This is a genomic window from Aequorivita todarodis (assembly GCF_028561335.1).
Lineage (GTDB): Bacteria > Bacteroidota > Bacteroidia > Flavobacteriales > Flavobacteriaceae > Aequorivita > Aequorivita todarodis.
Genome location: NZ_JAQQTG010000043.1, coordinates 1 through 14,907, shown reverse-complemented (window position 1 = coordinate 14,907; position 14,907 = coordinate 1). Strand labels below are relative to the sequence as shown.

The window sequence follows — 14,907 nt, the reverse complement described above, 5'->3', positions numbered from 1 at the left end:
TTTTCTAAAGAAATTTATAGGTCTTCGAGCTGTCTTAACAAATTTGTATTTCGCTCCGAAGGATTTTCTTGGAGCAATGCCTTGGCTTCTTCAAATTTCCCTTCCTTTATCTTAGCGAGGGCTGCGTAATATGCGGCATCTTCCTTAAAAATACCGTGCTGGAAAACTTCCTGATTTTGAAAATATTGCAACGCTTTTTTTGCATCATCCCGCGCTAAATTTGCGACCCCCAAAAAGTAATTTAAGGTATCGTTTTGCGGATTATCTTTCCATAAAACTTGCCATTGGTCAATGGCCTTTTGGTATTCTCCCTGTTTGTAGTCCACCATCCCTTCATAAAACTCCAGGTTGTTTGTGGTGCCCATTTTTAGGGGAAGACCTATGTCTGGTTTAAAATTTTCTGCAAATATTTTTTCCGAAGAAGGTCTGTGCTGCATCATCCAAAGAATCCCGAATGCAACCACCAGCACGGCAGCAATGCTATACCAAATTATTCTCGGATTCGATTTGCCGGCAGGTAGCATTTTTACATTTCCACCGTTTTCATCAACCGAAACTTGCACGTGAAATTCCTTTATTTTCGATTGGCGGATGCTGTCCTCAATTTCTTCCCTTATTTTTGCGATGTGCGCAATTTTTTCTTCCACATTTGGGATTGTAACCAGTTTTTCACGCCAAAAGGTCTCCCTTTCCGAAGCGTTCTCCTGCTCCAGATAGGTTTCAATCACATCCCATTCTACGGGGCTTATCTCAATTTTGTTTTTCATTTTTTCATAACTTTTAACTCCTAAGGGTTAAGGGTTAAGGGTTAAGGGTTAAGGGTTAAGGGTTAAGGGTTAAGGGTTATGCGTTAAGCGTTAAACTCCTAACTCCCCCTACCTAATTCCTACTACCTAATACCCACAACCCACTACCTACTACCCACTGAATTCGCCAACTCCTTCAACTTCTGGATACATCTGTATTTTTTGTTCTTCGCCGAGGCTTCTTCCATATTTAATCTTTCGGCAATTTCCCGTAAGGAATTTTTATGGAAATAAAACTGCGTGAGCAGCTCCTTGCAGGCTTGGCCCAGATTTTCAAAAGCGGCCAGGGTTATGCTTAGGCGTTCTTCCTTTTCTGCCACTTCACTTGTGTCGTTTGTATCGTCTGCCTTTAATTGGTACATCTTTTCATCTATTGAAATGGTTTTCTTTTTTGAAACAAGCCGCGTTTGGTCAGTCCATTTATTTTTAGCGATCGTAAAAAGATACGCCTCAATTTCAGCCTTGTTTTTCGGCTTGAATTTTCCCGTGCTCAACTTTTTCCAACAGGCAAAATACGCTTCCTGAAAAACATCGTTGGCATTGTCAATAGTACCTCCATTCTTTAGGACGTAATATTTTGTTTTGGGATATTCGGCAATATAAAATTCCCTTACAGGCGCTTCCTTATTATTTAAAAAAGCGTCCAGGAGGGTAAAGTGATTTTGGGTGAGCGTATCTTCCATAAAATTAGATATGGAAATATACAATTTTTTCACTCAGAATGGAACTTCAATTTTTAACGTTTCTGAATATTTTTTTAAAACAAACCCGAAATTTACCCTTGTTTATCTGGATAACGGAAGATTGGAAGAAGGTCATCAAAAAAAAACGTTAGACGTTAAACGTTAGAGAGAAAAAGAGTTGGAATTTTGATTTTGCCGACGGCATCCCTTCGGGACGACTTTGCTGAGATTGCTACGCTTCGCTGAGATTCCTTCGCTTCGCTCGGAATGAAAAATGCCCCATATTTCAGGGGCATTTCCGGTTGATGTACAACCTCACAAGCTATTGAAGAGTCCATTGTTTTATAATCCTTAAATTACTAGATTCTTCTTTAGCAGATATATTTACATCGAAACCTTTTTAAATTGTCATCGGAATAACTAAAAAGAATTTTACTTTTGCCATCTATCCCATAATAATCTATGCCACAGCACAAATTCATTGTTTGCAATTACCACCATTCCCTTACTTCAGGAACAGTTAGCTGGCAAGCGCCCAGTAACATTGCCTTGGTGAAATATTGGGGGAAATATGGCGAACAGATGCCCATGAACCCTTCCATCAGCTTTACTTTGGAAAATTGCCATACCCAAACAACCCTTTCCTTTGAAAGAAAACAAAATGAGGGGTTTGACTTTGAAGTGTACCTGAACGGAAAGCGGGAGACGGGCTTCGAACCGAAAATCAGGACCTTTTTTGAAAGGATAGTTGTTTACGTTCCATTTTTGGAGGATTTTAGGTTTACCATTGAAACCGTCAACAGTTTTCCACACAGCAGCGGGATAGCCTCATCGGCCAGTGGGATGGGAGCCTTGGCACTTTGCCTGATGGATATGGAGCGGCAAATGTTGCAACAAATGGGATTTGAACTGGATGAAACAGGACGGCTTTACTTTGCAGAAAAAGCTTCCTTTCTTGCGCGCTTGGGCTCGGGCAGCGCGTGCCGAAGTATAAAAGGCCCGCTGATTGTCTGGGGCGAGCATCCCGAAATTGAGGGAAGCAGTAACCTTTTTGGCACCAAATATCCTTCCGATATTCATGAAATTTTTCAAAATTATCAGGACACCATTCTCTTGGTGGACAAAGGTGAAAAGCAGGTAAGCAGCACACTTGGCCACGATTTGATGCTGGACCATCCTTTTGCGGCATCCCGCTTCAGGCAGGCAAAGGACAATCTTTCAAAGTTGATACCCGTTTTTAAAAATGGCGACCTTCTTGAATTCATTAAAATTGTTGAAAGCGAAGCACTGTCCCTGCACGCCATGATGATGACCTCCATGCCCTATTTCATATTGATGAAACCGAACACTTTGGAAATAATCAACCGTATCTGGGAATTTAGGGAAACCACGGGAAGCCATGCATGCTTTACCTTGGACGCCGGTGCCAATGTGCATCTGCTCTATCCTGAAAGTGAAAAGGAAAATGTGTTGCAATTCATTAAAAATGAGTTAGTGCCTTTTTGTAAAAACGGAGAGTTTATTGAGGACCGTGTTGGTCTGGGAGGCCAAAAATTAACTGATTAGGAAATTTTCCTGTTTTTGACGATTGCCAATAGCAATAATGCGGCCACGATTCCTGCCAAAACATACCACCACCAGGCTACATCGTTATTTAAATCTATGGGAGCAGTGTCGCCAATGAGCACAAGTCCTGCCCAATATTGAGGGGCGATCGTACGGCCCTCGGCAGTGGCTATGTAGCTTAATTTTGCTTTTCGCAAAGCTTCATCCTTTGGCATTCCTCGGGAAAGATTGTCGTAAAAAAGTTTTACGATTTTTGCGCTCGATTCCTCATCAATTTCCCAAAGGCTGGTCAAGATGCTTTCGCTGCCGGCATAGTTGAAGGCGTGTGCCAACGATATCATCCCCTCACCGGCCTGATAGGTGGGCTTGCCCGTTTCGCAGGCAGTGAGTATGGCGAGGTTGGACGAAAGGTCTATGTTGTAGATTTCATAGGAGTACAACGAATTTTCATCATAGGCTTCAGTGCCATCGGTCCTTTTGGCAAAAATAAGTCGGCTCAGTTCTGGACTTATATTGTTGCTTTCGGCGTGGGTACCTATGTGGATTATTTTGTGCTCTTTTGCCCGGTTTATGAAAAGCTCCTTGCTGGCGTTTTCATTTATAAAATAATTCCCGTTAAAAATTTTGGCATATTGTTTTACCAAATCTTCACTGAACGGTTGTGGCAATAATGTTAAATAGGTTCTATCTAGTTCCACGGAATCTTTAAGGGCCAGTTTGTATTCATCCTTCATCTTTGTGTTAAAACCAGGGGCAAAGGCAATAAATTCTGAGGAATAATCGGCTACCTTGCCTTTGTCCTTATAAAGCAACAGGCTGAAATTATAGGAAATGTCATAATTTGATAATAGGCTATTGGTGGCAAACTCATTAAAGGATTTTAAGGGCCTTTGCGGGAGCATCTCAAAACTGAGATTAAAGAGTTCCCGGTCTGGGACGATTACCACCTTTTTAGTATGCACGTATTTTTCCAGGGGAAACCAAAGTGCCCGGTAGAGTTCGTATAATTTGGGTCGTAGTTTATCCAATGAAAAATCGTTGTTTTTGTTGATTTCTGAAATATGGCCTTTAACTGGTGCATAATTCAGTTGTATCATTTTTTTTAATGAAGGCGAGACCAGAAAAGCATAGAGTTCGTCTTCAATAAAAATATATCGGATCACAGTAGTGTTTTCAGGAATTTTTTGTTGAAGGTCGTATATGGGTTCTTCCAAAGTTGCATAACGCATTTTGTAATATCTTGGATAATTTTGTTTCAACGAATCCAGAAATTGTTCCCAGTTTTCAGATGCTTCAAAGAAGGGCGCTATGCTGCTGTTCTCTGAATCGTTGAGGGAAGAAACCATTTTTGCCTTTAAATCGTTCTCCCGCGAAACCACTTCTTTTGGAACATGCTGAAATGCCACATTGTCCCGAAGGTTCAACCTAGAACGGATACGGTTGTAGATGCTGGATTCGTGGAGGGCTATCATCTTGTCCAGATATACTTCGTCTTTGGTCATTTGGAAAAGTTCGAGCCGAAGTTTTTCAGCAAAATTTAAGATCTCTTCGTTTTCAGTTATCAGTAGCGTAATGTCTTCATAATTGCTGACCACTTTTTTTCGCTGGTCCAAAATGGCAATTCCCTTTTCTACTTGCTGCAAAAGATCTTTCAGGAAAAAAGGGTTTTTGTTTTCCGTGGAATAGTATTTTGATTTTGCGTTGATAAGCAAGGCTTGTGGTTTTCGGTATTGGCTAAGTATGGAATCTGAGGAGCTGATTTTTTCATTTTTTTCTAAAATATTGAAACGCAAGGCTTCATCGCTGTATTTTTCTGCTTCGGCATAGTCTTTAAGCAGATAATGTACTTGTGCCAAATTGACGGTGTGATAAAATTCCTGAAGCGTGTTTTTGAAATCTCCCGTGTGCGTAAAATTGTAGGTTTCTTTGGCAAGGGAAAGGGCTTTCTCCCTTTTTTGGTTTTTTGCGGCGAAAAGGGAATATTCCAGAATATTATCCAGAAAGTCTTTTGTGTAAATAGTTCCCATAGACCTGCGGTAGGTTGTTTGGGCCCTTTCATAATACATTGCGGCATTTTCAACATCGTCCATAAATTCATAAATGGTGGCACGGGTGGAGAGGGCTGCGGCTTCCCAATAAAGATCGGCTCCCGGACTGGTCTTCAAAAGATTTAGTGCTTCGTCTGCATTCTTTGCGGCGCCTTCAAAATCGCGGCTTGCCGTTTTGGCCTCTGCAAGAATGATGTTTGAAATAATGATATTGATGTCGTTCTTTTCAAAAAGCTTTTTTTTCTGTTCAAAGGAATATTCAATGAGCTCCTGCGAACGGGAATATTCGCCCAAAGTGTTATAAAACGTTGCCATATTATCAATCACAACACATTGATGGCTTTTTGCCTTATAGGTTCGGGCCTCATCTGTGGAGCGATTGATATATTCCTGAAATCCTGCAATGGATTCTTCGGAAATGGCAATGGCTTTTTGGTTTTTTCCAAGAGCATTCCACAAAACGGCAAGGTTCATTTTTACCAGTGCAGGACGATAGTACCTATTCATAATATCAGTCTCATCCGTTTTTTCCAATACATTGACCGCTTCCTGAAAATAGAACTTTGCGCTGTCCAGTTTTGCTTCCTGCCACATCATTCCGCCCAACGCGTTATAGACTTGGTTGTAAAAAACATAATCTTCCTTTCCCGTTTTTTTCAAGAGCCGCAAGGCTTTTTCGTAGTGTTTTTTTGACAATGGGAAATTGCCCAATTTTGAGGCGTAATAACCCTGTCCGTATTCCACCCCAGCAAGGTCGGTATTGTTGGGTTCGGTGTTTTTGAGAGCTATGGGAATGGCCGTTGCCAGAAGATTGTATGCTTTTTGGTGTTGCCCGGCATCATCGTAAATCCAGCCAAGCTCGGTAATTGCCTCAACAATAAAATGAGGCGAGGCATTGTTCTTTATTTCTTGTGTAAGTGCTTCAGCCTTTTTTATGGCCAGTTTTTTGTCGCCGTTGTTTAGCTTAAAACTGCCTTCAAACTGTATGTAGTTGTATAGGCTGTCGTATATCTTTTTGGTGCGATAATAAGTAAGGTTTTTTGATACTTCCGTACGGGCCTTTGCGAGGGAATCCTGTTCAATCAAGGTTTGGATTTCTTTTACGGCCGTAACTTTTTCTTGCGGATACATTGTAAACACAGAAAGAAAAATGGTAATATGTAGCAAGGAAAAAAATATCCCACAAATGAATTTCATAGATGAAGGAACTCAAAAATAAGTGAATGTTTCAGGGGATATTTTGAAGAAAGATACGAATTATTTTTGATTGGCAAATTTCAGATAAACACTTTTGCGCTATGAAAACGTTCCAATTTTGTTCCTCATATCCTGTCATCAATACTATATAGAATACTTTAATTCAACTCTTTAATTTCGGTTTTTCTGGACTTCTGAATGAAATTTTCTGAAACTATAATTCCTAAAAACTGTATCTTTGCACTTTAAAACAGTATCTTATCGTTTAAAACGGTATTTTTAACACAGCAAATTTAAATATATGCACGGCCCCCTCTTTTACTCAAAAATTCTGCTTTTTGGCGAATATGGAATCATCAAGGATTCCAAAGGATTGTCCATTCCGTACAATTTTTATAACGGTGCATTGAAAATTGATAAACACCACACCATTTCCACGCACAAATCAAACGCCAGTCTTAAAAGATTTGCGGCGTATTTGGAGACGCTTCAAACAGAAAATCCAAAAATGGTTTCTTTTGATCTAAAAGCGCTTAAAAAAGATGTTGAAAGCGGACTGTATTTTGACAGCAGCATTCCGCAGGGGTACGGGGTAGGCAGTAGCGGTGCGTTGGTAGCAGCCATTTACGATAAATACGCAAAAGATAAAATTACGGTCCTTGAAAATCTTACCCGTGAAAAATTGCTAACACTGAAAGCTATTTTTGCTGAAATGGAGTCTTTTTTCCACGGAAAATCCTCGGGGCTAGACCCGTTGAACAGTTATTTGAGCCTTCCCATTTTAATCAATTCCAAAGATAATATTGAACCGGCCGGAATCCCTTCACAAACCGAAAACGGCAAAGGCGCCGTGTTTTTACTGGACAGCGGCAGTACGGGCGAAACCGCGCCGATGGTCCAGATTTTTATGGAGAATATGAAGCAGGAAGGTTTCCGGAATATGCTGAAGGATCAATTTACGAAACATACCGATGCCTGTGTGGAGGATTTTCTGCAAGGCGATATAAAATCGCTTTTCGGGAACATCAAACAGCTTTCAAAAGTGGTTCTCGACAATTTTAAACCGATGATTCCCGCACAGTTCCACAAACTTTGGAAGAAGGGAATTGACAGCAATGCATACTACCTAAAACTTTGCGGCTCCGGCGGCGGGGGCTATATGCTCGGCTTTACCGAAGATATTGACAAAGCCCGCAAAGCGCTGAAGGATTATAAACTGGAAGTGGTTTATAGTTTTTAGAATCGCTTTTTCTTAAGGCATTTCTACAATAATTATTAGATTGCAGTTAATTAAAGATGCTTCATGCTTTTCAACTCCATTGATTTTGCAATCTTTCTGCCTATTGTCTTTCTGCTTTATTGGTTTGTAGCCAATAAAAACCTAAAACTTCAAAATTTTCTTTTACTGGTCGCCAGCTATGTTTTTTATGCGTGGTGGGATTGGCGTTTCCTCTCGTTGATTGTTTTTAGTTCTGCGGTAGATTATTTGGTGGGAATTGGCCTTTCAAAAACCGAAAAGAAGCAAAGCCGAAAAGCCCTTTTGCTGCTGAGTATTTTTGTAAACCTCGGTTTTTTGGGCTTTTTTAAATATTTCAATTTTTTTTCCGAAAGCTTTGCAGAAGCATTTACGCTACTTGGCCACCCCTTTGAAGCATCCCGGTTAAATATTATTTTGCCAGTGGGAATCAGCTTCTATACCTTTCAGACAATGAGCTATTCCATAGACGTCTATAGGCGTAAAATGGAGCCAACCAAAGATGTTGTTGCCTTCTTTTCATTCGTCAGTTTTTTTCCGCAATTGGTTGCGGGGCCTATTGAGAGGGCAACCAATCTTTTGCCGCAGTTTTTCAGAAAAAGAAAGTTCGAATATGCGGTGGCAATGGATGGCCTTCGGCAAATACTTTGGGGGCTGTTCAAAAAAATGGTAATTGCGGATAACTGTGCGCAGTTTGTGAATTTGGCTTTCAATAACCCACAGGATTATACCGCCAGTTCGTTGGCTATTGGGGTGGTATTTTTTGCCTTTCAGATTTACGGCGACTTTTCTGGGTATTCGGATATTGCCATCGGAACGGCCAAGCTTTTTGGTTTCAATTTGATGAAGAATTTTTCATACCCGTACTTTTCAAGGGATATTGCCGAGTTTTGGCGGCGTTGGCATATTTCGCTTTCCACTTGGTTTCGCGACTATGTTTATATTCCTTTGGGCGGAAGCCGCGGGAGCAATTGGTTAAAAGTCCGCAATATTTTCATCATCTTTATTGTAAGTGGTTTTTGGCACGGCGCCAATTGGACTTTTATTTTTTGGGGCGCGTTGAATGCGCTGTATTTTCTTCCGCTTTTACTTTTGAAACGAAACAGACAGCATATTGAAGTGGTTGCAAAGGATAGACTTTTGCCCAGTATTGCAGATTTCTTCAAAATACTTTTAACTTTCACGATCACTTGTTTTGCTTGGATTTTCTTTAGAGCGAATTCACTAAGCAGTGCTTTTGAGTATATTTCATTGCTTTTTTCCGAATCGATTTTTGATGCCCCCAATTTTTTGGCACTAAATAAGGTGTATGTTTTGTCCTTTTTGATTGTAGGGTTTTTGATGTTGGAGTGGAAAGGAAGGGAAACGAATTACGCCCTTGAAAGCTTTGGCGAGTCTTGGCCAAAGCCAGCAAAATATGCTTTTTATTACAGTTTGGCAATGCTCATCTTTTTCTTTGGCGGAAAGGAACAGGCGTTTATATATTTTCAATTTTAAGAAGGATGAAAAAATTTCTGATAGAATCTTCTTTGTTTGCCGTTGCAATTATTGCTTCGGTTTACTTTGTTTTTCTACAAGCCGACGGCAAGAGCGATCCTTTTTATTCCCGGACCACAACGCCAAAACAGTCCTCGCTGATACTTGGAACCTCAAAAGCCGCACAGGGATTGATGCCGGAAGTGCTGAAGCCCTATTTGCGAAAAGACAGCTATAACTTCTCTTTTACCGTGGCGCACAGTCCGTTTGGCCCTGCGTATTTAAGTGCTATTGAAAAGAAACTGGAGCCACAATCAAAGGATGGCGTTTTTATTATTACGGTAGATCCGTGGAGCATTTCCAGTGACGGGGCAGACCCGAACAACGAATCGCAGTTTGGCGAATCAAAATCGTTTATGGGCACCCTGCCTTCCTTCAGTTCAAAGCCAAATATTTCGTATTTATTGAACAATTATGGCGATAATTATATAAAAATCCTGTGGAATTTTTCCTTGATGCAAGTGCATACTGATGGTTGGCTTGAAGTATTTCCGCCGATGGATTCCGCTTCGGTAAAAAACAGAACTGCTGAAAATATTCTGGAACAAAAACTGAAATTAAAAAGCTATAAATTTTCAGAAACACGTTTTGAATACCTAAAAAAGACCATTAAGTTATTAAAAAACCATGGAAAGGTATATTTAGTGAGGCTTCCCGTAGATCATAGAATTGCGGAAATTGAGACCGAACTGCTTCCTGATTTTGATGAAAAAATTGAAGAATTGGCAAAAACGACATCCGTTCCTTATTTAAGTTTAATGAATTCCGATACAAAGTTTACCTTTACGGATGGTATCCATCTTTATAGGGACTCGGCAAAAGAAGTGTCTGCTGAAGTGGGAGAGTGGATTTCCAAACAGTAAAAACTAAATACTTGTCTGTAAAAAATGCTCAATAGAAAACAAAAACTCTTTCTTCTAAAGTTTTTCAGCCTGTTTTCTGTGGTCCGCGGCTACAACATACTTATCATTGTAATCGCCCAATACCTTACCAGCATTTACATTTTAGCCCCAGATTTGCCCGTACGGCAGGTTTTGTTTGATGTGAATCTATTGATGCTCGTTTTGGCATCATCTTCCGCCATCGCGGGCGGTTACATTATAAACAGTTTCTACGACAGCGAAAAGGATCTGATAAACCGTCCGCGAAAAACGATGCTCGATAAGTTGGTGAGCCAACGCACCAAGCTTTCTGCCTATTTTGTGCTCAACTTTTTGTCGGTCATTTTTGCGAGCTATGTTTCTTTTCGGGCGGTGCTGTTTTTCTCTATTTATATTTTTTTCCTGTGGTTCTATTCGCATAAATTGAAGAAATATCCTTTCATAGGAAACATTACGGCGGCTATTCTCGCGGTGGTTCCGTTCTTCGCGATCTTCGTGCATTACAAAAATTTCGATGTCGTGATTTTTGTACACGCCACTTTCCTGTTTTTGCTAATCTCAATGCGCGAATTGGTAAAGGACCTCGAAAACCTAAAAGGCGATTTGGTGCACGGTTACAATACCATTCCAGTGGTCTATGGCGAAAAAACCTCCAAAAGAATGTTGACGGTTTTAAGCATATTGACTTTGGTGCCAATCATCTTGCTCATCACAAAATTCAAGGAAGAAATAGGCTATATGGATTATTATTTTTACGCAAGCATTGCCGGTTTGGCCGTGTTTCTAGCGGTTTTGTGGTATTCAAAAAACAAAATTCACTATATGGTGCTGCATAATATTTTGAAGTTCGCCATCGTCATCGGCGTTTTTAGCATCGTTTTAATCCACGTAGATTTATTGCTAAACAGATTTTTTTGATTTTCTCTACCCTCTACCAACTGCGCCAAGCTTCACAAAAAGATCCCACACCACAACGCCCACGCTTACCGAAATATTCAAGGAGTGCTTCGTTCCAAACTGCGGAATCTCAATAACAGCATCGCTGGCGGAAACAACTTTTTGCTGTACGCCCTTCACTTCGTTCCCGAAAATCACTGCGTAAGTCAATTCTTTTTGAACAGAAAAATCGTTGAGGTTTACGGCGAGTTCCGCTTGCTCGATGGATGCTACAAAAACGCCTTCGCTTTGCAGTTTGGCAACCACTTCCATAATATTTTCGGCATATTCCCAATCCACGCTTTCGGTCGCGCCGAGAGCGGTCTTTTGGATGTCTTTATGTGGCGGTTTTGCGGTAATGCCGCAGAGGTAGATTTTCTTCACCAAAAAAGCATCGGCCGTACGGAAAACGGAGCCGATGTTGTTCAAACTTCGAATATTATCGAGAATAATGATCAGCGGCGTTTTTTCCGAAGCTTTGTATTCTTCGGGATTGATGCGGTCCAGCTCGCTGTTTTTTAGTTTGCGATTTTTCATAGGGGGCAAAGTTAACTGTTAAAAGTTAATTGGAAAAAGCTCTTTGCGTCTTTGCGGCTTTGCGAGAGAATTTTACATGTAAATGCGCAAAGTTGGATGGAAATTGTTGATAAAACCCAATAATTCACAACCCCTTCATTTCAAAGAAAAAAGCAATTTCGTTACATTTATAGCTTCAATAAACAATAGCTATAAATAATAAACAATAGTAATAAACAATAAAAAATGCCCAAGAAGGAAACCCCGTTGATGAAGCAGTACAACACGATCAAGACCAAGTATCCCGATGCTTTGCTGCTGTTTCGCGTGGGCGATTTTTACGAAACTTTTGGGGAAGATGCCGTGCGCGCGGCGGGAATTCTAAACATTACGCTCACCCATCGCAACAACGGTGGCGATCGGACTGAGCTCGCGGGATTTCCGCACCACTCGCTAAATACATATTTGTCCAAATTGGTTATGGCGGGCTGCCGCGTGGCAATCTGCGACCAACTGGAAGATCCGAAAATGACCAAAACCATCGTAAAGCGTGGCGTTACAGAATTGGTTACTCCCGGCGTTGCTTTTAACGATGATATTTTACAATCAAAATCAAACAACTTTTTGGCGGCCATTCATTTCGGCACCAAAAATCTCGGGGTTTCGTTTTTGGATGTTTCCACGGGCGAATTCTTGGTTTCGGAAGGTTCTGCGGAATATGTGGATAAATTACTGCAGAATTTCAACCCTTCGGAAGTGCTTTTTTCAAAACAGAAACGAAAGCTCTTTTCTGAAACTTTCGGCGATAATTATCACGTTTTCCATTTGGAGGATTGGATTTTTCAGACCGATTATTCCTTTGAAACGCTCACGAAACACTTCGATGTAAAAAATTTAAAAGGTTTTGGCGTGGATCATTTGGAAGAGGGCATAATTGCTGCCGGTGCGGCACTCCATTATTTAAGCGAAACGCGACACACGAAGCTTCAACATATTTCAAAATTGTCGCGAATTGCTGAAGATGAATACGTTTGGATGGACCGTTTTACCATTCGAAATTTAGAATTGTACCATTCCAACCAGCAAAACGCGGTTACGCTTTTGGATGTGATTGATAAGACCATCTCGCCAATGGGCGGAAGGCTTTTGAAGCGCTGGATGGCGCTTCCGCTTAAAAATGCTGAAAAGATAAACCGCAGACACGAAGTTGTAAGTTTTCTATTGGACAATCCGGTTACTTTAGAAAAGATACAACAATACACCAAGCGCATCAGCGATTTGGAGCGGTTGATTTCAAAAGTGGCAACCGGAAAAGTGAACCCGCGCGAGGTTATCCAACTTAAAAATTCTTTAGAAGCAGTCGTTCCCATAAAAGCGTTGGCACTGAATTCCAAAAACGAATCGCTAAAAATTATCGGCGAACAACTGCACGACTGCGAATTGCTTCGGAACAAAATAAAGGAAACACTTTTTGAGGAAGCGCCCGTAAATATTCTAAAGGGAAATAGCATCGCCGAAGGTTTTTCGGAAACGCTTGATGAATTGCGAAATATTTCTGCCAACGGAAAGGAATATTTGGACGAAATGCTGGAGCGCGAAACTAAGCGCACGGGTATTTCTTCGCTGAAAATAGCTTCCAACAACGTTTTTGGCTATTATATTGAAGTCCGAAATACCCATAAAGACAAGGTTCCGCCGGAATGGATCCGCAAGCAGACACTGGTCAGTGCGGAACGTTATATTACCGAAGAATTAAAGGAATACGAAACCAAAATACTTGGCGCGGAGGAAAAAATTCTTGCGTTAGAGCAGGAGATTTTTGCAAAACTGGTAGATTGGATGCTTCAGTTTATCGGTTCGGTGCAGCAAAATGCGGCCTTGATTGCGCAATTGGATTGCTTGTGTTCGTTTGCAACCCAAGCCAAAGAGGCAAATTACACACGACCATTATTGGATGATACGTTTGATTTGGACATAAAGGAAGGCCGCCATCCAGTAATCGAAAAACAACTTCCGCCCGATGCGCCCTATATTGCAAACGATGTTTTCCTCGACAGGGAAAACCAGCAAATCATTATGATTACGGGGCCCAATATGAGCGGTAAATCGGCCATTCTTCGGCAAACGGCTTTGATTGTGCTTTTGGCACAAATGGGCAGTTTTGTTCCGGCCTCGGCGGTACGAATGGGATGTGTGGATAAGATTTTTACAAGAGTAGGAGCGAGCGACAATATTTCGATGGGCGAATCTACCTTTATGGTCGAAATGAACGAAACGGCCAGTATTCTGAACAATCTTTCAGAGCGGAGTTTGATTCTTTTGGATGAAATTGGCCGCGGCACCAGTACTTATGATGGAATTTCCATTGCGTGGGCGATAAGTGAATACCTTCACGAGCATTCTTCGCGTGGAAAAACACTTTTTGCAACCCACTATCACGAGTTGAATGAAATGACCGAGACTTTCGCGCGCATCAAAAACTACAATGTCTCGGTGAAGGAATTGAAGGATAACGTGCTTTTTCTTCGGAAATTGGTGCCCGGCGGTAGTCACCACAGCTTCGGAATACACGTGGCAAAGATGGCCGGAATGCCGCAAGCAGTGCTCCAACGGGCCAATAAAATCCTGAAAAGGCTTGAAAAGAGCCACGCTTCCGAAGAATTGACCGAGGAAATGAAGGCTGTTTCCAAAGAAGAGATGCAGTTGAGCTTTTTTAAACTGGACGATCCATTGCTGGAAGAACTTCGTGAGGAAATCTTAGATATTGATATTGACACACTTACGCCGGTAGAAGCGTTGATGAAGCTGAATGAAATCCGCAGAATGCTGCAGCGCAATGCTTCGGTTAAAATGAAAAAGTAAATTTCAGCAATAATTTATCAAAAAACACTTTGCTTTTGAAGTAAAATTTTTAAATTTGCTCCCGCTTTGCTTAGGAAGCGACGTTCATTAAATATTCTGCGAAAATAGCTCTCCCGATAGCTATCGGGGTGGTTAGCGCCACAGAATAATATTTCTGCGAAAATAGCTCAGTTGGTAGAGCGCCACCTTGCCAAGGTGGAGGTCGCGGGTTCGAATCCCGTTTTTCGCTCAACCTTGAATGCCGATGCAATTCGGCATTTTTTGTTAAGTCCAGATTGTAATAGACAATCTATCCGAGGCTTTTGCAGGCTGAAATTAAACCTGCAAGGAGCGCAGTCGAAATGCTCGAGTGGTGGAATTGGTAGACACGCCGGACTTAAAATCCTGTGACCATTTGGTCGTGCGGGTTCAAGTCCCGCCTCGAGTACGGAATCCCCTTTGTTAATAGACATTGGGGATTTTTTATTTTTAGTGTATGGCAACGGTTTACATCTTATATTCCAAATCGGTCGATGGCTATTATACTGGCAGCTGTTTAGATTTCACGGAACGTTTTCAAAGGCATTTGGACAAAACCTATTTCGATTCCTATACAAGAAAGGCCTCGGACTGGACTTTATA

General features: G+C 41.2%; 12 protein-coding genes and 2 tRNA genes. 9 read left to right on the top strand and 5 right to left on the bottom strand.

All coding sequences use genetic code 11. The annotated features are described in order from the left end of the window. Nucleotides 1–14: 14 nt before the first annotated feature. From POV26_RS11700 to POV26_RS11690, 3 genes are all read right to left on the bottom strand, one after another. A complete protein-coding gene (locus POV26_RS11700; RefSeq protein WP_272856657.1) occupies nt 15–767 on the bottom strand; it encodes a tetratricopeptide repeat protein in 753 nt (250 codons plus the stop codon). A 143-nt stretch (nt 768–910) separates the two neighbouring features. Further along, nucleotides 911–1,522 (bottom strand): RNA polymerase sigma factor, encoded by a 612-nt coding sequence (locus POV26_RS11695; protein ID WP_272856656.1) that lies wholly within the window; start codon nt 1,520–1,522, stop codon nt 911–913. Between the two features lie 122 nt (nt 1,523–1,644). Then, nucleotides 1,645–1,827, bottom strand: coding sequence for a hypothetical protein (locus tag POV26_RS11690; RefSeq protein ID WP_272856655.1), 183 nt, complete (start codon nt 1,825–1,827; stop codon nt 1,645–1,647). A 124-nt stretch (nt 1,828–1,951) separates the two neighbouring features. On the opposite strand from POV26_RS11690, the gene POV26_RS11685 reads away from it, so the two are divergent. Further along, nucleotides 1,952–3,055, top strand: coding sequence for a diphosphomevalonate decarboxylase (locus POV26_RS11685; protein ID WP_272856654.1), 1,104 nt, complete (start codon nt 1,952–1,954; stop codon nt 3,053–3,055). On the opposite strand, the gene POV26_RS11680 is transcribed toward POV26_RS11685, so the two are convergent. Beyond that, the gene (locus POV26_RS11680; RefSeq protein ID WP_272856653.1) at nt 3,052–6,234 is read right to left on the bottom strand and encodes a CHAT domain-containing protein; all 3,183 of its coding nucleotides are present in this window, start codon (nt 6,232–6,234) and stop codon (nt 3,052–3,054) included. The two genes, POV26_RS11685 and POV26_RS11680, sit on opposite strands and share 4 nt — an antisense overlap. A gap of 367 nt (nt 6,235–6,601) precedes the next feature. Here POV26_RS11680 and POV26_RS11675 point away from each other — a divergent pair, with 367 nt between their 5' ends. The 4 genes from POV26_RS11675 to POV26_RS11660 all read left to right on the top strand — a co-directional run bounded on the left by POV26_RS11675 (nt 6,602) and on the right by POV26_RS11660 (nt 10,890). Then, nucleotides 6,602–7,540, top strand: a complete 939-nt coding sequence (locus POV26_RS11675) for a mevalonate kinase family protein (protein WP_272856652.1) — start codon at nt 6,602–6,604, stop codon at nt 7,538–7,540. A 63-nt stretch (nt 7,541–7,603) separates the two neighbouring features. Continuing rightward, complete coding sequence (locus tag POV26_RS11670; protein ID WP_272856651.1) at nt 7,604–9,052, top strand: MBOAT family O-acyltransferase; 1,449 nt, start codon at nt 7,604–7,606, stop codon at nt 9,050–9,052. Between the two features lie 5 nt (nt 9,053–9,057). Beyond that, entirely contained in the window at nt 9,058–9,954 is an 897-nt protein-coding gene (locus tag POV26_RS11665) for a hypothetical protein (RefSeq protein WP_272856650.1), read from the top strand. A 24-nt stretch (nt 9,955–9,978) separates the two neighbouring features. Continuing rightward, nucleotides 9,979–10,890, top strand: coding sequence for a geranylgeranylglycerol-phosphate geranylgeranyltransferase (locus POV26_RS11660; protein WP_272856649.1), 912 nt, complete (start codon nt 9,979–9,981; stop codon nt 10,888–10,890). Between the two features lie 6 nt (nt 10,891–10,896). Here POV26_RS11660 and POV26_RS11655 read toward each other — a convergent pair whose 3' ends face one another. Next, nucleotides 10,897–11,445 (bottom strand): TrmH family RNA methyltransferase, encoded by a 549-nt coding sequence (locus tag POV26_RS11655; RefSeq protein ID WP_272856648.1) that lies wholly within the window; start codon nt 11,443–11,445, stop codon nt 10,897–10,899. A 225-nt stretch (nt 11,446–11,670) separates the two neighbouring features. Between POV26_RS11655 and mutS the strand changes: the two genes are divergently transcribed. The 4 genes from mutS to POV26_RS15390 form a co-directional block, all read left to right on the top strand. Beyond that, nucleotides 11,671–14,286: a DNA mismatch repair protein MutS gene (gene mutS / locus POV26_RS11650; RefSeq protein ID WP_272856647.1), complete on the top strand. Its 2,616-nt coding sequence runs from the start codon at nt 11,671–11,673 to the stop codon at nt 14,284–14,286. A gap of 156 nt (nt 14,287–14,442) precedes the next feature. After that, nucleotides 14,443–14,515: transfer RNA gene (locus tag POV26_RS11645), tRNA-Gly, on the top strand. Between the two features lie 114 nt (nt 14,516–14,629). Continuing rightward, nucleotides 14,630–14,713: transfer RNA gene (locus POV26_RS11640), tRNA-Leu, on the top strand. 48 nt (nt 14,714–14,761) lie between these two features. After that, nucleotides 14,762–14,907 (top strand): GIY-YIG nuclease family protein (locus tag POV26_RS15390; RefSeq protein ID WP_419180018.1); only part of this gene is annotated, 146 nt, incomplete at its 3' end.

What these genes read in the sequence shown, in the direction of transcription:
- POV26_RS11680 (WP_272856653.1), bottom strand. Translation starts at nt 6,234, where the DNA reads ATGTATCCGCAAGAAAAAGTTACGGCCGTAAAAGAAATCCAAACCTTG.
- mutS (WP_272856647.1), top strand. Translation starts at nt 11,671, where the DNA reads ATGCCCAAGAAGGAAACCCCGTTGATGAAGCAGTACAACACGATCAAG.
- POV26_RS11675 (WP_272856652.1), top strand. Translation starts at nt 6,602, where the DNA reads ATGCACGGCCCCCTCTTTTACTCAAAAATTCTGCTTTTTGGCGAATAT.
- POV26_RS11660 (WP_272856649.1), top strand. Translation starts at nt 9,979, where the DNA reads ATGCTCAATAGAAAACAAAAACTCTTTCTTCTAAAGTTTTTCAGCCTG.
- POV26_RS11670 (WP_272856651.1), top strand. Translation starts at nt 7,604, where the DNA reads ATGCTTTTCAACTCCATTGATTTTGCAATCTTTCTGCCTATTGTCTTT.
- POV26_RS11700 (WP_272856657.1), bottom strand. Translation starts at nt 767, where the DNA reads ATGAAAAACAAAATTGAGATAAGCCCCGTAGAATGGGATGTGATTGAA.
- POV26_RS11665 (WP_272856650.1), top strand. Translation starts at nt 9,058, where the DNA reads ATGAAAAAATTTCTGATAGAATCTTCTTTGTTTGCCGTTGCAATTATT.
- POV26_RS11685 (WP_272856654.1), top strand. Translation starts at nt 1,952, where the DNA reads ATGCCACAGCACAAATTCATTGTTTGCAATTACCACCATTCCCTTACT.
- POV26_RS11690 (WP_272856655.1), bottom strand. Translation starts at nt 1,827, where the DNA reads ATGGACTCTTCAATAGCTTGTGAGGTTGTACATCAACCGGAAATGCCC.
- POV26_RS11655 (WP_272856648.1), bottom strand. Translation starts at nt 11,445, where the DNA reads ATGAAAAATCGCAAACTAAAAAACAGCGAGCTGGACCGCATCAATCCC.